Annotated in this window: 24 protein-coding genes; 16 read left to right on the forward strand and 8 right to left on the reverse strand. The window is 54.3% G+C overall.

Annotated elements, in window-relative coordinates; all coding sequences use genetic code 11:
- Nucleotides 1-11: 11 nt before the first annotated feature.
- The 6 genes from ACXWTF_RS12950 to ACXWTF_RS12975 are packed head-to-tail and all read left to right on the forward strand — an operon-like array spanning nucleotide 12 to nucleotide 4,756.
- A complete protein-coding gene (locus tag ACXWTF_RS12950) occupies nucleotides 12-323 on the forward strand; it encodes a helix-turn-helix domain-containing protein (RefSeq protein ID WP_461715408.1) in 312 nt (103 codons plus the stop codon).
- Between the two features lie 12 nt (nucleotides 324-335).
- Nucleotides 336-1,037: a hypothetical protein gene (locus ACXWTF_RS12955; protein WP_461715409.1), complete on the forward strand. Its 702-nt coding sequence runs from the start codon at nucleotides 336-338 to the stop codon at nucleotides 1,035-1,037.
- 19 nt (nucleotides 1,038-1,056) lie between these two features.
- A complete protein-coding gene (locus tag ACXWTF_RS12960) occupies nucleotides 1,057-1,644 on the forward strand; it encodes a hypothetical protein (RefSeq protein ID WP_461715410.1) in 588 nt (195 codons plus the stop codon).
- Nucleotides 1,628-3,073 (forward strand): hypothetical protein, encoded by a 1,446-nt coding sequence (locus tag ACXWTF_RS12965; protein ID WP_461715411.1) that lies wholly within the window; start codon nucleotides 1,628-1,630, stop codon nucleotides 3,071-3,073. The genes ACXWTF_RS12960 and ACXWTF_RS12965 overlap by 17 nt, the downstream gene beginning before the upstream one ends.
- 14 nt (nucleotides 3,074-3,087) lie before the next feature.
- Nucleotides 3,088-4,554 carry a hypothetical protein gene (locus ACXWTF_RS12970; protein ID WP_461715412.1) on the forward strand — a complete coding sequence of 489 codons (1,467 nt, stop codon included), beginning with the start codon at nucleotides 3,088-3,090 and terminating at the stop codon, nucleotides 4,552-4,554.
- 19 nt (nucleotides 4,555-4,573) lie between these two features.
- The gene (locus ACXWTF_RS12975) at nucleotides 4,574-4,756 is read left to right on the forward strand and encodes a hypothetical protein (protein WP_461715413.1); all 183 of its coding nucleotides are present in this window, start codon (nucleotides 4,574-4,576) and stop codon (nucleotides 4,754-4,756) included.
- A gap of 62 nt (nucleotides 4,757-4,818) precedes the next feature.
- On the opposite strand, the gene ACXWTF_RS12980 is transcribed toward ACXWTF_RS12975, so the two are convergent.
- From ACXWTF_RS12980 to ACXWTF_RS13000, 5 genes are all read right to left on the reverse strand, one after another.
- A complete protein-coding gene (locus ACXWTF_RS12980; RefSeq protein ID WP_461715414.1) occupies nucleotides 4,819-5,190 on the reverse strand; it encodes a hypothetical protein in 372 nt (123 codons plus the stop codon).
- A 15-nt stretch (nucleotides 5,191-5,205) separates the two neighbouring features.
- Entirely contained in the window at nucleotides 5,206-5,643 is a 438-nt protein-coding gene (locus ACXWTF_RS12985; RefSeq protein ID WP_461715415.1) for a thermonuclease family protein, read from the reverse strand.
- 115 nt (nucleotides 5,644-5,758) lie between these two features.
- Entirely contained in the window at nucleotides 5,759-6,541 is a 783-nt protein-coding gene (locus ACXWTF_RS12990) for a hypothetical protein (protein WP_461715416.1), read from the reverse strand.
- Nucleotides 6,531-7,013, reverse strand: a complete 483-nt coding sequence (locus ACXWTF_RS12995) for a hypothetical protein (protein ID WP_461715417.1) — start codon at nucleotides 7,011-7,013, stop codon at nucleotides 6,531-6,533. Before ACXWTF_RS12995 ends, ACXWTF_RS12990 begins: the two co-directional genes overlap by 11 nt.
- Before the next feature lie 714 nt (nucleotides 7,014-7,727).
- Nucleotides 7,728-8,636: a hypothetical protein gene (locus ACXWTF_RS13000; protein WP_461715418.1), complete on the reverse strand. Its 909-nt coding sequence runs from the start codon at nucleotides 8,634-8,636 to the stop codon at nucleotides 7,728-7,730.
- A gap of 782 nt (nucleotides 8,637-9,418) precedes the next feature.
- On the opposite strand from ACXWTF_RS13000, the gene ACXWTF_RS13005 reads away from it, so the two are divergent.
- From ACXWTF_RS13005 to ACXWTF_RS13050, 10 genes are all read left to right on the forward strand, one after another.
- Nucleotides 9,419-9,763, forward strand: a complete 345-nt coding sequence (locus ACXWTF_RS13005) for a hypothetical protein (protein WP_461715419.1) — start codon at nucleotides 9,419-9,421, stop codon at nucleotides 9,761-9,763.
- A gap of 165 nt (nucleotides 9,764-9,928) precedes the next feature.
- Nucleotides 9,929-10,711: a hypothetical protein gene (locus ACXWTF_RS13010; protein ID WP_461715420.1), complete on the forward strand. Its 783-nt coding sequence runs from the start codon at nucleotides 9,929-9,931 to the stop codon at nucleotides 10,709-10,711.
- Between the two features lie 118 nt (nucleotides 10,712-10,829).
- A complete protein-coding gene (locus ACXWTF_RS13015; RefSeq protein ID WP_461715421.1) occupies nucleotides 10,830-12,143 on the forward strand; it encodes a DNA cytosine methyltransferase in 1,314 nt (437 codons plus the stop codon).
- 65 nt (nucleotides 12,144-12,208) lie between these two features.
- Nucleotides 12,209-13,342: a hypothetical protein gene (locus ACXWTF_RS13020; protein ID WP_461715422.1), complete on the forward strand. Its 1,134-nt coding sequence runs from the start codon at nucleotides 12,209-12,211 to the stop codon at nucleotides 13,340-13,342.
- Nucleotides 13,343-13,363: 21 nt separating this feature from the next.
- Nucleotides 13,364-13,795, forward strand: coding sequence for a hypothetical protein (locus ACXWTF_RS13025; protein ID WP_461715423.1), 432 nt, complete (start codon nucleotides 13,364-13,366; stop codon nucleotides 13,793-13,795).
- Nucleotides 13,785-14,510 carry a hypothetical protein gene (locus ACXWTF_RS13030; RefSeq protein WP_461715424.1) on the forward strand — a complete coding sequence of 242 codons (726 nt, stop codon included), beginning with the start codon at nucleotides 13,785-13,787 and terminating at the stop codon, nucleotides 14,508-14,510. Before ACXWTF_RS13025 ends, ACXWTF_RS13030 begins: the two co-directional genes overlap by 11 nt.
- 1 nt (nucleotide 14,511) lies before the next feature.
- Entirely contained in the window at nucleotides 14,512-14,700 is a 189-nt protein-coding gene (locus ACXWTF_RS13035; RefSeq protein WP_461715425.1) for a hypothetical protein, read from the forward strand.
- A gap of 10 nt (nucleotides 14,701-14,710) precedes the next feature.
- A complete protein-coding gene (locus ACXWTF_RS13040) occupies nucleotides 14,711-14,908 on the forward strand; it encodes a hypothetical protein (protein WP_461715426.1) in 198 nt (65 codons plus the stop codon).
- Nucleotides 14,905-15,183 (forward strand): hypothetical protein, encoded by a 279-nt coding sequence (locus ACXWTF_RS13045; RefSeq protein WP_461715427.1) that lies wholly within the window; start codon nucleotides 14,905-14,907, stop codon nucleotides 15,181-15,183. The genes ACXWTF_RS13040 and ACXWTF_RS13045 overlap by 4 nt, the downstream gene beginning before the upstream one ends.
- Nucleotides 15,184-15,193: 10 nt before the next feature.
- Nucleotides 15,194-15,589 carry a hypothetical protein gene (locus ACXWTF_RS13050; protein ID WP_461715428.1) on the forward strand — a complete coding sequence of 132 codons (396 nt, stop codon included), beginning with the start codon at nucleotides 15,194-15,196 and terminating at the stop codon, nucleotides 15,587-15,589.
- A 120-nt stretch (nucleotides 15,590-15,709) separates the two neighbouring features.
- Here the strand turns inward: ACXWTF_RS13050 and ACXWTF_RS13055 are convergent, their stop codons facing one another.
- The 3 genes from ACXWTF_RS13055 to ACXWTF_RS13065 all read right to left on the reverse strand — a co-directional run bounded on the left by ACXWTF_RS13055 (nucleotide 15,710) and on the right by ACXWTF_RS13065 (nucleotide 17,991).
- Nucleotides 15,710-15,991 (reverse strand): hypothetical protein, encoded by a 282-nt coding sequence (locus ACXWTF_RS13055; RefSeq protein WP_461715429.1) that lies wholly within the window; start codon nucleotides 15,989-15,991, stop codon nucleotides 15,710-15,712.
- 592 nt (nucleotides 15,992-16,583) lie between these two features.
- Complete coding sequence (locus ACXWTF_RS13060; RefSeq protein WP_461715430.1) at nucleotides 16,584-17,756, reverse strand: tyrosine-type recombinase/integrase; 1,173 nt, start codon at nucleotides 17,754-17,756, stop codon at nucleotides 16,584-16,586.
- The gene (locus tag ACXWTF_RS13065) at nucleotides 17,746-17,991 is read right to left on the reverse strand and encodes a hypothetical protein (RefSeq protein WP_461715431.1); all 246 of its coding nucleotides are present in this window, start codon (nucleotides 17,989-17,991) and stop codon (nucleotides 17,746-17,748) included. Before ACXWTF_RS13065 ends, ACXWTF_RS13060 begins: the two co-directional genes overlap by 11 nt.
- Between the last annotated feature and the right edge of the window lie 296 nt (nucleotides 17,992-18,287).

Genomic DNA, 18,287 nt, shown 5'->3' on the forward strand with positions numbered 1-18,287 from the left:
AAGGAAAGTACATGAAAACGATGGCAGATATCATCGAACACATCAAAGACGTTATCAGTGGCGAAGTCGAAGGCTTCGTACAAGACAAGCACGTTGCGATCGCCCTGGGCGTCGCCCAGTCGAAACTTGCGACGTGCAAAATCAGAAACAGCATCCCGTACGAGGAGGTGATGGATTTTTGCGCTCGTCGCTGTATCTCCATCAACTACCTGTTTTACGGGCAGTCGCCTGAATCTCTCGTCGACACTACGAATCGCATGATTCTGGATAAGGGAGTAGGGAGCAAGCGCGCCGTGGCCGTTAAACGCCGCCGTGCAGCATAGCAGGGGGAGCGAGTGGATATCTACTTTGCTGCACCCACCGGAAAACGCCGTGATTCCCTTTTGGAAACCTATGGCGACAAGTACGGTGCGTGTCAGACAAGGGACGTGTTCAGCACACCTCACCTTTTTAAAAAGTGGTTCTTTGACAACGGAGCCTTCAGCGACTGGAAAACGGGTAAGCCCTTCGACGGGGAGAAGTTCTTGAAACGCCTCGAGCAGATCGAGAACATGATCGCCAAAGGAGAGATCACCCGCCCCCAGTTCGTTGTTGTACCCGACAAGGTTGCCGACGGCGAGAAAAGCCTTATGGTCAGCCGCGTCTGGAACCAAACCCTTCTTCGTGAAGAGTTCCCGGACAACAACTACTACCTGGCCGTACAGAACGGGATGCGCATGCGCTACCGCGAAAACGGTACTCACTCCAACCGCTGCGTCGAAGTGCCGCTTTTTACGAAGCAGTACGACGGCATCTTTGTCGGCGGGACGAAAGAGTGGAAGTATGAGACAGGCGCTCGCTGGGCGGCCCTGGCGCATGAATATGGTGTCAAGGCACATGCCGGCGGAGTTGGGAGTAAAAAGGCATACCTGTGGGCGAAGCTTGCGGGGTTCGATTCGGTGGACAGCGGCTTGCCGATGATCCATCCTCGACACCTTGAAAGTGCCCTCAATATAGAAAAAGAGTACGCGCAAAACCTGTTTTTGCGTGCTTCCTGATAACAGCGAAAGGGCTGATATGAAAAATTTTACAAGTCTCAAAAGAGAACTGAGAAAGCGCTATCCACGCTGCAGCATCGAGTTTCAACTCCGAGGCAGTGTCAAGGGTGGCAAATGCAAACAATCGTTCAATTGTCTCGAGCTTGATGAGGATCACGACCTGGTCGATCACTATGATTTCTCAACCATGAAAGCCAAAGATATTAACTTCAATAAAGACGGCGAATACCACGTCGATATCAGTGGGGGAAATGGTAATGACCATGTCGACTTGCTCACTATTGTCATCAGACGCGGCGTCGCCAGAATCAATGTGGTGGATCTCAAAACGGAAGAGCGCATTAAGCAGTTCGAAAACTGGCATACCGAAGCTCACGGCAACGATGGGGCCCTTGTATATTCCAAGGATCTTGTCTACATGAATACCCTCCATAGGGCTCATGTCTGCTCCGAGGATCTCGTCGGCATGAAAACCCTCCACTACGATCTGATCGAAACGCCTTTTGGCCAAGTGGTGGTGAACTTTGTGTCGCCGAGCACACGCGGCATGAAAGCGATCACCTTCTGGAACTTTACGAAGGAGGGTGAAGATGAGTGCGCTGCCTGAAGATGGACTTTTTTACGAAGAGGAAGAGGAGGTCGCCTGTGGCTGTGATTGCGGGGATTACGACGAAGAGGACTTCGAGGACTTCGACGAAGAACTTGACGAGGACTACGAGGAGAAACCCAAGCGCAATCGCAGGCTGTCAAAAGCGGCGACCGCCGAAGATTATCTCGAGCGCATTAAGCAGCTGTTCGATCACGTCACGTACGAGATCGTACCGTTTACGGAGCAGCCCGCAAGAGCGATCGACAATATCACAGCCTCGACGGACAACTACGAGTACGTCGACCTGGTATGCCAAAAGCGTCCGGGCATCGAGAACCAAAACCCGAATATCGAGTACGAGACCTGGTGCAATCTGAAAATCAGAGTACACCATGATTTCGTCAAGAAGAACTTCCGCTATGTCGTGGAGAACTACGAAAAGCTGGTGGTGAACGAGGATATTTCATTTTTCGACAAAGAGAACCCCGTTTCATCCGGCGACGGAAAGCATGTGCCTACACCGGGGATCAACTACTATCTGCTCTATTCAGAGCGGAAGAACAACCTGATCCCCACGCCCGATGTTATCAACGAAAAGCGCAAGGCGGTTATTCGCCACGTTTTCCAAAACGGCATTTACGAGAACGACAATCCTCGCCTGGGGTATCACGACGGTTACGCAGTCACAAATTACACGCTGAGCCATTGCAGCCTCCGGGAGCACCTGGAGGAGCGGGGTGGAAAGCTGTACGACCATGAACTGACGGACCTTTTCTACGTGTCGCTCAATATGGGTATCCCGGAGATTTCGTTCAACTACGCTGGGAAGCGGTACGTCCACTATCCCTATTCTGTTAACGGGTACAAAGACATAAACGACAGCAGCAACAATGCGCGCTATGCGTATGACGATGAGGTCGCCGAAACGTATTACAAGGACTATCTGGCTTTCTTGCGCGAATTCACCGGCATCGAGGCCGCTGCGCTTCCGTCTACGACGGAGGATGCCGTGGACCAGGCCATTGTGGAATTGCTAAGAGGGATGCACGAGGGTGTCGATGCGGAGACCATTAACGCTGTCTGCATGACGTCACGCGATGCGACAGACTTTCAACACCGGCTCAACGCCGTGTATCCGTTCAGGTCGAGTCAGCCGATGGCTGTCCCGTCCCGCCGCCTGTTCGATTTTGACATGAGTAGCGACGGCAATGCTAAGGCGCGCTTCTTTATCCATGAGAGTGTTGCCAAGCGGTACGGCTGGAATGTTGAAGGCCTCCCCCTGAAATGGTCGGGAAGTCGAATAATGATCGTGTTCGAGGGCAGTCCCTACGAACACCACTTCAAACGTCTCCACCCGCCTGCAAAGGCTCTGGATCTGTTTGATGATGAAGAAGATGAGAACGAGGAAGAAGCAGCTGCTCCTGCAGCGGCCGGTTCCCTGTTCTAAGCAAAGGCAAAACAATGAAAAACGAAGAGGAATTCTTTGACGAAGAGTGCGAGCTGGGTTGCGGATGCGACCTGGACGAAGATGAGTTCGACGATGACGGCGAGCTCGTAGAGAAGCCGAAGAGGAATAAGAAGAAGGAGAAAACGGCCGACGATTACGTTGCCGTCCTTCGGACCTATTTTGATGAGGTGATCTTCGAGGAGCGCTCAATCGAATGGACTAGCGAAAATGAGCTCGACGATGATAGGCACTATAGATCGGCGAACGGTCCATACCTCCAATGCCGCGACGTCGTCAACGACGTCCAGAATCTCAACCCGGATATCAGTTATGTTATCTGGTTCGAGATGCAGTTCAAGGGAGCGATGGAAAGCTACGTGATCGAAACGCTCAAATATCTGATCGAGAACATGAAGTTGCTCAAAGCGGAGGATATCTCCTATTTGGTGCCGGAGAGATACGTGATAGTGGACAACGCCCATACGAAAGTTAAAGGGTTGCCTTCAACCGCGATAGTAGAGAGCCATTGCGGCATCAAGCGTCCCTCTGTGGAGGATTGGGCTATGGAGTTCAAGCGCGTTATCGGCTTTGTCTTTAGCGAGCATACGCTCTACGATCCTAAAAATCCGCATACGGAACGCACCGATGACTACTGGCTTGACGTAGGTCCATTCTGGTGTGAAGAGAGCGAAAGGTTCCTTGAAGATGGTGTAGAGCCGATGAGGCTGTTTTATCACTTCGCCGGATCGTGCCGTCTTTATCTTGGTCCTCGTTTTCAGGGCCAATATAGCAATGGGGAAAAGTACAACTATCACTGGCTCTGGTCGGATGGCGTGTATCACTGGCACGACCGCAACGGTTTCGTCTACTCATTGGACCTAGTGAATGGTAGTGATATCATCGAATGGTTGTATGAGTTTACCGGGTGGCACCGTGTGGAACACGACCTCGAGACAGAGAAGATAGAGAAGGTCAAGGCTTTTGTGACCGGGTGCCAACAGCACCTCAAATGGTCGTACCGTGAGATGGAAGAGTCTGAAATCCCGGGGGCGTCACTTGAATCGCTCGATGCGATCGGAAAGAGTGCCAAAAGCGTCAAAGAGTTCCGCAAGCTCATCACCGGAGGGTTCAAATACGATCCCAATGGATCGGGAGGGCGCGGAGCCTGGGGCGACCTTTTGAATGTTCATGCGAACCAATGCCTCGACAAAAAGAACGCCGACTGCTACCTGGGCCTCGAGCCACGCACGGCGGAGTATCTCGGCATCGACGTGTCGCAATACGAACTGAGCCGATGGTACGGATACGGCGTCTTCGATTCGAAGAAGCATGATGTGTTTGAGGTGTTGTTCGAGCACTATCACCCAAAGGTGGCCGTTCTGGATCTCTTTAGCGTTTACGACGACGAAGAGGAGGACGTTGCCCCGGCGGGTGCCGTGCGCAATACGGCCGATACGGCGACGCAGCTGTCGCTGTTCTAATCAAGAGAAAGAGAAAAGAATGAAAAAAGTTACTGTAAAAATCATTGTAAGCGGCGGCATCGTTCAAGAGGTGTTCGCCAGCGAGGCGTGCGACGTGGAAGTTATTGACCACGACAACCTTTCAGGCGAAGGTCTGACGGGCGAGGCGATCGACAAGATCACCGAGGAGAAGGTCGAGGGGCTTTCGTCGCAGGAAGTCTAACGGGCGTGCCAGGGCGGCACGCTCACGCCATTAGGCGCTTTTGAAGTCCGTTTAGGCGGCTTTCAAAATCGGCTAGGTTGAGCGAGGATCGCGTCGCGTGCAAGCCGCTTGCAGGCGACGCAGCTGTAGCGGTTGCCGTCCGCGTCTTGGAGGACGCCGATTTCGGCTCCTTCGACCTGCTCGAGGGATCCTGGATTGGGAATCTCCGCATAAAGGTCCGGACAAGTGACTTTCATTGTGACGCTAGAGTGAGCGGTATAAACTTGAACGAAAGTAGCGTCCTCGACGCCCGCGATGTTGGGCGTATTGGCGACCCAAAGCATAAAGCCAACGCCGATAGCGAACACGATGCCGCCGGCGATGCGGTTGAGCGCGTAGATGAGATAGCTGACGAGAATAAGGGCGCCCGCTGCAAGCATTAAGGTAGAAAACATGGTTGCTCCTTCGGGTTACCGGCACCAGTCGTGCGTTTTCTTGCCGCCATCATAGCGTACGGCCAGACCTTTGGCGATAAGGGCATCAGAAAGGCTCCTGCCGTCGACGTAGACCTCCGCGACGACCCGGAAGTATTTGCCACGCTTCATGTGGCGCAGCTCGATGTGTTGACCGCCGCGGAGCATGGCGACGGCAAACTGCTTCGCTTCTCTGGCCAGCTGCTTCTCCTGGGAGCATTTGCCCTTCATTTCAGCCGTGTCGATGCCCGCGACGCGCACTCCCATCCGCTCACCGACGATCGGGGGAAACCCCGCGATGTTGGCACGGAAGGTATCGCCGTCGTAGATGGAGGTTACCTCCGCGACCGTCGCCGATCCGAAGTCCTTGTTGTTGATCGAGCCGCCGTGCAGCAGCGCGATGCCCAGCAGCATGAAAACGATGAATGAACGCATTAGTGAGTTCCCCCTATAGAGTTAAAGAAATAAAGTGCGCCGGTGATGATACTACCAATCGCCGCAAATATGAACCTGCCGAGCGCGTAGCCGAGCGCACGTTGAACGATGTATTTCATTCCTGATCCTTTCGAATAAAATAGATATCCCCGATAACGTTCCCGAGCTCTTCGGCTTTGCGAATAAACTCGCTGTTGGTGTCGTTGGGGCGATAGCGAAGCGGCTGATACCACAACGCGTTCAGCGTCGAAATGGCGAGGTGATGGCTGCCGCTCTTGCGTTTCCCGTCGTCGTCGACGCAGGAGTAGGTGAGCGTCGCGTACTTTTTGGCGCGCTCTTTCGAGAGGATCCGCACCTCGTATTTTTCGTACGAGCCCACCACTTTCTTGAAGGTGCGCTCCTTGTCGACGATATCCTTCTCGATCTTCGCCCGCACCTCTTGGCGGTCCTCGACGTCGGTACTCTGCTCGGCGCTGCTGCGGCGGGAGTTGGCCCACCGCTCAAGCTCGCCGGGCATTTCATCGCGTACCTTCCGTGGGTCGGTCACGCTCTTGTAGCGCCGTTCGCGGTGTACCCCGTAGGTGTGTGCGCTCATGTCCGGGTTGACGAGCTTGATAACGTGGCTGAAATCGTGCTTGTGGCGCGGATCGACCTTCCTCTCGATTTCCGCGTACTTGTCCTCGAAGCGGTCGTCTTGCATGAACGCTTCGGAGACGGCCATGTCGTGCTCGCGCCCGATCTGAACCAGCTGTGCCATGACGCCGGCGTCGACGAGGAAAAGGCGTGCAGGGTCGATGCCCTCGAAGGTGTAAACGACGGGTTCGAGAGAGGAGAGCAGGGTGCTGACGCGCTCCGCGCTCGTTTTCAAAATGTCCTTGTAAATGCGTTTAGTAGCCATTGCCGCCTCCTTTGAGCCTGAATAGCGCCCGTTCCGTCTCGTCGGCCACGAGGCGCAGTGTGTCGATCACCGCAAGCGCCGTGTAGCGACGCAAAGGGAAGGCCACCTCTTTCTCGACCGGCGCATCCTTGCCTTTGCCGTTCTTTTGCTTGATGTTGAGAAAAAACGTGCCCGTTTGCTGACCTTCACCGGTGTATCCGATGGAAAGCTCGTTCGTTTTGCCTTTGGACTCGGTAAAGTTTTTGTACTGCGGGGCTGCTTTGAGTTCCACAGCGTCTGCCAGGGCGTACGAGAGTGATCGAATGTCCGGGCACCTGAGCTGCATCGTGATATCCGAATCCTCTTTGTAGTGGTTGATCTTGAAGAAGATCGCCTCTTCACGGCTGCGTCCGTCTGACTCGATCTTCACGTCGATGCTCAACACCTTGCTCGGCGTTTTGAACGCGCGGTTTATCAGGTGTATTGCCTCCATTACGACTCCTTTTAAACGGTATTCAGGGGTATTATAGGCTATAAAACCCGATATGCGAAAAAATACGTCAAAAACCAATATAGCCCGGTTCGATAACGCATTCGACGTGCAGCTCCAGCAAGAAAACCCCGGTTCCGTCTCCGCGCACCCCGGGGCCGCCGCCCCCTCTTCGCCGCGCAACCCCCGTAAAGCAGGGCTGCCATAATATACATCACAAACCAATATAGCCCATTCCCGCAGGTGCAGGCCCGCGCCGTCGGCAAAACCTCCCGACGGTCGCCGTCCGATCCATCTTTCCCGCCGGGGCTCACCCTGTTTGCCCTTTTTGCCCCGCTTTGTCCGCATCCCCTTGACCCTGCCGTGCCCGCCGCACCTCATCGTCTTGATCCTGCCGGTCGCCGCTGCGCCTTCGGCGTTCGCTATCGCCCTGCAGCTGACCGCAGCCGCAGCATCACGACCGGACGCTCGCCCGATCATCGTACCGCACCGCCTGGGGGGCGGCGCTCAATATTCAACGAGATCCCCGCCGCAGCGAACCGAACGAGGGTGGCCGAATTTCGGGGGGTTCCTGCCTCCTGGTTGCTAAAAAAGGGGAAAAAGGGATAAAAGGGGAAATAGGGAAACGCGCGCGAACCGGGGAGGGGCCGGGGCCGGAATGGCCAATAGGGCAGAGAGGGTGTAGGCAATTAGAGGGGGATTGTGGGCTATATTGGTTTATAATGTAAACGGCGTTTTTATGTCGACGGCATACGCCTGGTCGGGGAACTGGAAGTAGAGTTTGCCGCTGCCATGCACCAGTTCGGCCTTGAGTGTCGCGCCATCCGTGTAGCCTCTTTCGAGCAGCTCTTGCTTGACCCCCGTGACGACCTCCGGAAGGGCCGCCTGCAGGTCGCGGGTGAAGCGGTTGAGCCTGTTGACGCTCATTGTGGTGCCGATGCCGATGCCGGCGCTGGTGATACCGCCCCCGGGGGAGTGGTAGATGGTGCCGTCTGCGACCGTAATTGACGCATTGAGGTTGGCTTTGCGCAGTTCGGCGCGCTGCGCCGGTGTCAAGCCCTTCAATGCTGTGTCCAATACGCCATCGGCCTTGCAGTGGGCGATCAGCTGCGGCCAGTTGCGGTGCACGACCTCGATGATGCTGTCGTCGGTCCATGCGCCGTGAGCGTAGACGTCGACGGCGTAGACCGCATCGTCCCTTACAATGCCGAACAGCAGCGGCCCGGTGCGCTGTATGAAGTGGCCGTCCGCCTCGAGGCCCGCGCCGAGGTGAAAATGGTGTACGCCCCAGTCGCTGATGAGGTTGTCGTACTTGTCGTGCCATCTGACGAACTTGCTAAGGTGCGGCTTGAGGCTGTCGCCGGCTTCGCTGTGGCGCCTGAAGAGCTCTAGCCCGGCCTGAAGCGCCTGGGGGCATGAAAAAACGTCCGAGAAGAACACCTTGCGCTTTTGGGCCGCGGGGATCCGCGCCTTGATGTTGTAATAGGCGAAGAGGACCTCCTGGGCCACGAGCGCTGAAATGTCATACCCCTCCCGCTGCATCCATCCTTTGAGAATGTCGGCCATGTCCGCTGTGAAGTCGGCATCTATCTGCATCGTGTCGTCCTTGTGTTGATTCTGCGCCATTATAGCGCGGCGGCAGTGTTGCAGGACGATTGCGCGGGCAAGAAGGGCTTGTGGTAGGCGTCGTATAAGCAGCCCCCGGAGCGCCGAGTGTCGCGGCGGGTCCGGGCGAGATAGTGGCTTTGAAAAAAGGTGGCGGCCGGGTCAGCAACCGCCGGAGTGTTGGTGTACCGCACGAAGTAGTGATCGTCACTGGCATCAGGATTGAGAGAAGAACATTCGATACCGCGCGTGCGGACGCGGCAACGGGGCAATGGTAACGCAACGGCATGAAAAGGGCAACCTCCACGCGCCTGCAGGCGCAAAAATGCTGCGCCTTGGTCGATATAGCCCCCGGTGATATAATATCCGCAGTTTATTATTAGACTGTATTCAAAAACGATAGTGATCGCTTTTGAGCACAGAGGCAGCCACCCGCCCGTATGATCGCGCCGCGATGATATGTACCGCATACGCGGGGCTCCTTAAAAGACGGGAAAGGCGTCCATAGCGACGAAAACACACCGCGCCAATCAGAGTACCTTTTCAGGGAAACCGGTGCGACCCCGACGGCCCTGCCGTCCATTCTTCAACAAGTGGCTTCCGAAAAGCCGACGCAAGCATTGCATTTGCGTTGGCGGAAGCCAACCATCACGCACACCTGCTTATCACCGTCGGTTTTTCGGAGGTCACTTCGACTTCTTTACCGTTTCTCCCCCCGGGGGTTCACCCGCGCTTTATCGCGTGCGGCCAGAACATCCCCTGGGGATGATTCTGTGCCTACTGTGGTCCGCAGGAGGCCCACCATGCTTCACTCAGAAGTGCAACAGCGGCTCCTTGACGACATTTTGTTGCTAAAGATGTTCCGCGACGTAAGAAAAAAAGCCCTTCGACGGGGCTGGATCTACAAGGACTTTGAACCAGTCAAACTCGGGCACGATCCCATTGATCGGATTACCGACGCCGGGCGCGCCATTGACTGGATCAGCGTTGCACACAAGCTCTACCCCTATCTCATCGAACACCTTGAAGTCAGCCTCGAGCTGGAATACATCAAGTGTGAAAAAGGCGTCTACCGGGTCACCGGCAACGCTGCGTTTGATTTGGGGCACCTTGTAGCGACAGACCCTCGATTCGCAGCCGCAAGCTGACGAACGGCGGTCCAAAGATCGAATTCCTCTGTTTCTCCCCTGGGAGTCCACATGCGTTTACGCATTTCAGGATTCCCCCGGGGATCCTGCACCCTTTAACGAGGCAATATGTACCACTTTACACCCACAAACCATGAAGCCACCACTATTCGTTTTCATCAGCAGATGAAGAAAATCGCCGTGCATGACTATTTTGCCTATGAATCCTACTGGCAGTATATCCGTGGACTGAACAGCGTTCAGATGATCCGCGATATCTGCATGGTTGCCAAAGGCATCTATTTACAGGGAATCGAGGTCAAGTCGGGCATCAGTGTCAAAGAGGCGCTTAGAGCCACCGCATCATTCGCACCGAACGCTACGGCGATCGTGGCAGCGGAACTCGGGCACCCCTCGGCCACACTTCACTCCGTTATCGGAACCCTCGTGGTGCCGTACTGGGTGGATGCCGACATGAACAGCCTTGCCGGCGCAACGCAGACGAAAGCCATCCGAAAGGGCGACAAAGTCTACGCGAGAGCGGTGACACCTAAAGACAAGACAGCGTGTGCCCTTGCAGGCAAAACCTATCGCCGGCACACCTGTGAAGACGTCCACCTCATCACCATGATCGAAAAGGATGGATTTCTGCACGTAATCGAAGCCAAAACCGTGGAGTTTATCGGCGCTCCGATCGAAGGAGAGCTGCAGCACATTACGGTCGACTACGAATACGCTTTGACGGATACCCTCGGCTCTATGGACGTTATGGCCAAAAGCATTGCCGACGCATTCGATATCGCATCGACGATCGCTGATCGCCCCGACGACGGCCTGCACCACTTCTTTCAAATTCGTGAGAAGAACGGTACGGTCCGCACCTCGGGCAACCAGATGGCCTCCAATTCGTGGATGGACCGCTACTTCAGTGAAGCGTCCCCGTCTATTTTGTTTTCATCAGCAGCATAGTTTTCCCGACAGGGAGTTCACCCGCGCACCCGCGCGTGGCATAACTCCCTTTGGGGAGTGTGCCTACGACAAGGAGACATAAGCCATGAGTGCTATCCCCTCTCAACAAAACAACATTATGAAAGTCTACACCTCGGCCATCGGCACCGAAAATGAAAAACGCATCTTCCTGGAGTCCAACCGGCTCAATGATACGGAATTTCTGCCCGGTGCCGCCATTACGCTCTCGCTCACGCCGAAACGCCTGGTGATCCGCCAGACCGTCCTCGGCCACAGAATCGTGTCGCAGCGTAAAGGCAAGCCCGTACTTGACATTCAGAACAAAGCGCTCTCAGAAGCCTTCGAAGGCGTCGAGAACGTTTGTATCAAAATCTACGCCGACCGCATCGAGATCGAACCGCTGACAGAGGAACAGTTGCAGAAAAAGGCCTTGGCCAAAGCAACGAACCCCCTTACGTTTATCGACCTGTTCGCCGGCGGAGGCACATTAACGGAAAGCTTCAAGCTATCCGGTTTCAAACCCGTCGGGGCCGTTGAAATCGTGGACGCCTACCTTGGCAACTACGAAAAAAACAACCCCGGCGTTTTCACCTACAACACCCGCATACAAGACGCCGACTGGAGCCTGCTGCCTGATGCAGACATTGTAATGGGCGGTGCTCCGTGCGACAAATACTGTAACGCCGGCAAGGCGAAAGCCGTCGATACCGGCGAAGCGGTTTGTGAAGCGGGAGACACCGGATACCTTGCATACTACTTCCTCGAAGCGGTGCGCGCCATACGGCCGGGCATAGCGGTAATCGAAGAAGTCGAGGGCTTTGCGAAGTCGGCAATCGTCGACGTCGTGAAAAATGTGCTGAAGGCCATGCAATACCATGTGACTGAGGCCATTTTCTACGCCTATGATATGGGCGGCATGACCAAGCGCAAGCGGTACTGCCTGATCGGTTCGATGGGGAAACCCGTCGAGATCCCGACGAGTGCTGCTGCGTCGACAAAGAGCATCCGGGATATCCTCGAGGTGCCTTACGACGAGCGCGAGTGGCATACCGCTGAAACAAACAAGTCTATCGCCAACTTCCTGCGCCGCGAAGCGGAGAACAAGCAGAAGGACGCGAAGCGCAATTTCGGCATCGGGCGCGTCTACATCGACGACAGAGTCGCCCCGACCGTGACCAAGCATTACACCAAAGCTCAAATGTCACAACCGATTCTCTACGATCCGGATCGCGATGCGTTTTCGTTCTTCCTGCCGGTCGAACTGGCCAGGCTGAACGGATTGCCGCCGAGCTACCAGCTCCCCGAATCCAAAACGCTTGCATCCGAAATTATTGGCCAAGGGGTGGACATTCCCTCCTGGACAGCCGTAGCGGATGCAATCAAGCAGACACACAATGACGCACAGTGCTCGATGGAATACTGGGGGAACTGACCGCGTTGCCGCCTCCGCGGAATAGAAGCGCATTTTGCGCCAAAGAAACCCTAGAAGGAAAAAAGATGAGATTTACAGGAAATGTAGCGGACTTGTTCAACGTCAATAACTTTCATACTGATTTCGATCGCTACGATTGGGCGCGGTATGACAAGGTGATCGGATACGCCGGAGAGTATGACTACTTTTATATCGGTGTAGACGGTAACTGGGGGGCTTCTTGTATTGGAAGCATCAGAGGTGTTCAGGTTCCGGAGTCCATCGGGCTTCACCGCGACACCTTCCTCGTGGTTATGGCCATGCTCGACAGCGGAAAGCCTATCAAGGTCACCCGCGAGCATAATGACTTCCGCATAGTCTCGTACTGGATTGTCGACGGCAAGATTGTCGAGGCGGTTCCGTACAGCTGGTCGTCCTGCGACAAAGTTCCCGACGCAATCGTGTCGCGGATCCGCGCAGGCGTTTCGCCAGAACGCGCAATGAGCGTCGAGCAGAAGGCTCAATACATGCTTCGGATCTGCAACGGTGGAATCGTCGCTGCGATCAACCGCACCAGCGGTTATTACAGCATGGACCAGAATCAACCAACCTTTCTTGTGCACCGCGCACTCGAGGGGATGCTGTTCGACCGCGCATTCGGCAAACTCGACGACACCAAAAAGAAGCAGCTGCTCACCAAGCTTGCGCACCGCGCCCACTTCCAAGAGGGCCGGACGAAATCCCACTGCCTCGAATATTACTACTTGAGCGGTGACTTCTGGCGTGAACACAACACCATCAAGTCCTCCGCCGGCGGCGGTTCGGTTCAAATGACCATTCCAATGCAGGCGTACTGGGACAGTATTCACGACACGATCGAGGATATCTACGATGAGCAGCAGGGCACTTTACAACGACAAGAAAATCATCAGCGGCAAAAGGAAAGCGTCATGCGCACAGCGGACCTTGCCAATGCACTGATCAAATACAAAGAGATCGAAGGGCGCACCTGGAAAGCGAAACTCCTTGACAACTGGTTCTACGGAGATTACGCCAAAGCACACCGTCCCTACGAACACCTCCTGCAGCGCCTTAGAAACCTCAACGGCACTGCCATACTCAACCGCATCAAGGCGAGCATGGGCCGCGAAGAGATCCTTACGGTTCTCAACACCCTCCTTCCCGATGCGCAACCACCACGGGCCCGCCCCGCAAATTAATACCCTGAAAAAGGAAAAATTATGAAATTCAATTCAGCGAAAACATTCCTCGCCCCCTTCAAAGTTGCGGATCTCTACGACACAGATGCTCCTGCCCAAGCGTTTATGAGTCTGCTTGAACAATACGCCAACCGAAGCTGCCGTCTCCCAGGGGGCGTTTGCCGCGACGGTTGCGAATACCTCGATGTGTTCTCCGACATGAGTGCTGTACCAGAGCGTGTAACGGTTCAGATCCGCGACGAGCTTCGCAACATTCACGTCTACGCCGCGAACTGGGAAGAAACCTATCTCGTCGACCCGGTCACCGTTTCGGTCGGAGAGGACGCACAGTTGTTCGACCTGTTCAGCCAGACGGCCAACGCTCTCGAGGCGATGGTAGTCAAATACATGGCACTTAGAAACATGTCGGTCGAGGGCATGGACACCTTTGCGGAGATTGAACATGCAAGTTAACATCGTACTCGATACGCAAAAAACAGCCCTCGATCTCGGGGGCCAAATCTACTTTGATGCGACGCTCACATTCACCCTCACGCACCACCTCGGCAAACCGATCGAGATCGGGGAGCATATTCGAGAGAATGGCGTGCTTGTGAAGCCATTGGTGCGCGAACGCATCCTGACCGAGCTGATGGAATATCTGCAGGACGAGCTTGACGAGGAATACCTCGGCCGGCTCATCCACGCCGCAACCATCAAGCTTCCGGAAAAACAACTGCTGGCCAACGATGAAAATGACAACTGCCTCAAAGGAGTTGTCTGCCCTGTATGCGGGAACCAGACCAGCTTTATCGTTCATGCATCTATGTGGTGCGACCTCCAGGACGACGGCACTAATCCATTCGGTCCGTACTCCGGGAAGGAGCATGGCGGCACCGACTACGACGACAACTCGTCGATGAAGTGTTGCTCCTGCAGCTACCAAGGACGTCTTCGCGATTTTCGTGTCGACGCCGAAAAAGGGTGCTATGAAGTGGAGATGCTGCTCAAACCGATGGATATTGCCCGCCTGGGCAGTGTCGCTCTCTACGAAATGGTTGACGAAGCGGTGCAACAGACCTACGGGGTCAGCATCGAGACGGTAGCCATGACGATGAAGCCGATTTCCATTGAGGAGAAAGCAGTCCGCTACCGCTGCACGCCAACAAGCCACACCAAGGAGAAATAGGATGCAAACCATTGACATTCTCACGGATCCCGAAACAGAAAAGCGCATTTTTGCCCTGCTTGAAGAGCGCGAGCTCTTGTGGGAGCGTTCCCCCTGGGGAGGGATTTTCGTAAAACACCAAGATGAAAAGATCATCGACGGGGTAACTTTCTGGCTCGATGAGAACGACGTTTACTGGGAATACCAATAAAGGAAAAAGCATGTTTGGAATGAGAACGATCGACATACTGACCGATGACGAAACTGAACTGAAGATCATCACGGAACTTCAGAAAAAAGAGATTGAGTGGCACCGAACTTCATACGGCTCTCTTATAGCCGAAAGCGGCAATAAGTACGATATGGAAACGATCGCCTGCTGGCTCGACGAACTCAAGATTACATGGTGCTACAAATGAAATACCATAATAAGAGTGACTTGGTTTTGACCAGCTACTGTTTGACAGGAGCACTCTGCAATGAAATTCTCGCCAACCCCTCCTTGCTCTCTGAAAAGAAGATCGAAGAGGTGACGGTCGCGGGCGAAACGGTGACGCGGGGTTTTATCCTCGAGGACCCGCGTAACCCGCAGGAGGCAAAAGAGCAGGGCGCAAGTCCGGAGATGGTAACGCTACTCACTTATCTCTCCATGAGAAAAGAGGGGTACGACTTTCTCATTATCAGACGTTCGTAAGGAGAACGAATTGAAAACTATTACACCAAAAGAACTCAACGCCATCCTCGCGGGACTGCGCGTCCTGCAGCAATGTGGATATCCGCAGGAGTTTTCTGAAGAGGGCGAAATGTCACCCGAGGAAATTGATACCTTGTGCGAGACGATCAACGGCGCGGCATTCGCGTCTGATCCGCACCTCGGCGAACCAATCTGGTACGATTGCGAAGCCTCGCTCCCGGATCCAGAGCAGGATGTACTCATCACCTTCATGACGCACTTTGGGCAGACATGCTCCGTCGGCTATGTTGACCATGATGAAAACTGGTACGCCGTTGCCGACGAGGACGGAACATTTGACAAAGTAAGAGAGGTTGAGCCGCTGATGTGGTCAGCCTTCTCCAAACCGAAACTGAGCGCGGGGTGATTCCCGGCTCCATTTATACAAAAGACCTCATCACGATGGTGTCTTTTGTGTAAACACGCAGGGAACAGTTACAGCTGTCCTGGCCCCACCTAACCCCCGGAATACAGTAGCCGAGATCAGCTATTTTACAATCAGGTGCGCTCCGGGGAGGTCTTGCGCTTCGAACACGTCCTCCGGCCAGACCTCGATGTTTTTTAGGAGCCATGCACGGATTTTCTCCGCCGCCTCCTTTTCGTTATCAGCCTCGGTGTATACAATACAGCTGCCTACTTCAACCTCATCATCTGTGACCGAAATCGTGAACTCCGCTTTAAACATTCTCATCCCGGCATCCTCCCCGTTTCCGCGATCTTGCCTGCGAAGCGGATCTATCCCTCGAAACAGCAGCATACTGCCTGCCATCCTCCCTTGTTTGCGCCGCGTCAGTCCCCATAACACCGGAGGGGTGCAAAACCCCATCCCCCATATCGATCCAGGCCTCAAACACGCGCTCAGACACGGCCACGATGCGCACGACGTGGCGCGCAGCGTCCTCACTCGGCGGCATGGTCTGACGCATCTAGGGAGAACAGTTGAGAAAATCGCTCGTACGTCTCTTGCTCGTAGGCGTGATCCTCTTCATAGTTCACTGCGATGCTGTGCCACGCTTCGAAGCACTCGTCGCAGTACCATCGCCCGGCGAGAACGGGCACGACGAAACCATGCCGCCGCGCACGACCGCATCGGTCGCATATTCCCAACCCTCCTATCTTCACAACGTCTTGCAGGGAGGCAGCAATTACCAGGAACCCTTTTTCGGTAGTTTTGCCCTCCGCCATCACTGTTCTCCACTTTGTGCAATACATACTGTTTCAGCAGCATCGAATACAGTGGCCATCTGTAGTAACAGCGGTAAAATAGGGGCAGATATCCTTCGTTTCATGGGACTCCTTTTGGCATCGATTATACTTGAAGCGCCGGCAAAGAGCAACGTGCGGCCGCCGCTCGGATGAAATCAATCTTCTCTTTGGTTTACCCCCACCCAATCGTCGTCGTCATACACTTCTGCCATCGCCTGTTCACTCGGAATAATGTAGTGTTCATGCGTCGTGGCGAACGAGCTGTGGCCCATGATTCTTGAAATAATCGCTCCAGGTTTTTTCAGCGACACCATCTTTGTGGCCCAGCCTCGTCTAATGGGGTGGAAACAGCGAATAGAGTCGATACCGGCGGCAACAAAGATCCTGGCCGAATAGATATAAAGCGACTTGTAGCTCACCGGCACATTCTCTTTGGGGCTTCGGGCAGCGATGTACCGCTCCGGATCTCCACCGTACAATTCCTTGAAATACGAAAGGTGCCTGTCGAGGATCCTGGCTGGCGCAAGGACATTCCGCGTTTTGTCGCCTTTGGCCATCTTGACACTGATAGAATACATTCGCAGGGTGCTACCGTCTTTCAACTTTTTCATAAAAGGTGTAAAGTCACCCAACCGAAGATAACGTGCCTCACTGGCGCGCATGGCCGTCAAAACGTAGATCAGCACAAGAAACGAATATCGCCATGCACTGAACTCCCTGCCGTTTTCTATCTGCGTGCGGTAGTAGTGCGTCGGCCAGTCGTAGGCGACGAGAATCAGTGATTCCATCTCTTCGTCAGTGAGGTGCGGCTGCGGCTCGAGCCCTTTGTCACTGACCTTGACGACCTCTTGAAAATGACGGATGAAGTCATGCTTCTGCTTGTTCTCTTTGGTGATATACCTTAACAGCATTTTCAGAACGGTAAGCCGGTGCTTCACCGTTCTGCGATAGCGTTTCGGCACCGGGAGGCCGCTATCGTTCATGCCGTGATCGCCCTCGAGAGAAAGGATGGTGACGCGGTGCTCATCCTCGTCTATTTTGCCCTTTTCCAGTCCAAAGTCGGCGAGGTATTCTATATAGTACACTATATAATTATTGATAAATTTGGAGCCGACTTCCTCTATGGAAATCTCCCCGTCATACTCATCGCAGAACTGCGTAAAGGGCTTCAGGGCTTCCATATATGAGCGCTGCGTCTTTTCCGTTCTCTGCTCGGCCAGCTTAAAGCGTTCTACCCACAAGTCGATATCGCCGGAGAGAGATCCCGTTTCGCTGAGATCGTAATCCCTAACGTCATTTTGCAGACTCTTTCTACGCTTAATCGCCATCGTCCAGCTCCAGTATGTAGCGGCTCGAATCTCCGACCCGGCTCAACACGGCCACTCCGCTTTCTTGTGCCTGGTCAGCCGCAGGTTTCGTTTTCTTTTTCTGCCGGCCGCCATTTTGGAGCGCGGCCGCTTTCCGCTGCGCCTTTTGAAGATTGCGCTGCAGAGTATGTGCATCAGTTGTCGGTTTTGTGATCCCGAGCTTCTTTGCAAGTCCGTTGGATATTTTTACGGCCACAAAAGTCCTTTGTTGTTGAAAATGCACTTTTTAGCTACGCGCAGGTGCTCTATGTGCGCCAAAAAGCCCTGTTATACGTTGTCGTCACATGAAAGTACCGAAAATAGGCAAAAAGCAATTCCGCATCGGTGCCCTGTGGGCCAAAAGCGCATATTGCGGCCCTTAAAGGTACGATAATATAATATTATCATACCATACTAAGAAACGCAAAATATCTGCCGTATTGCCTCATAAAGCCCTATTTTGCGGAGACTAACAAGATATAGCCGCATTTCCAATCGGATTCGGCCGCTCTC

It is taken from the genome of Thiomicrolovo sp. ZZH C-3 (assembly GCF_054862725.1).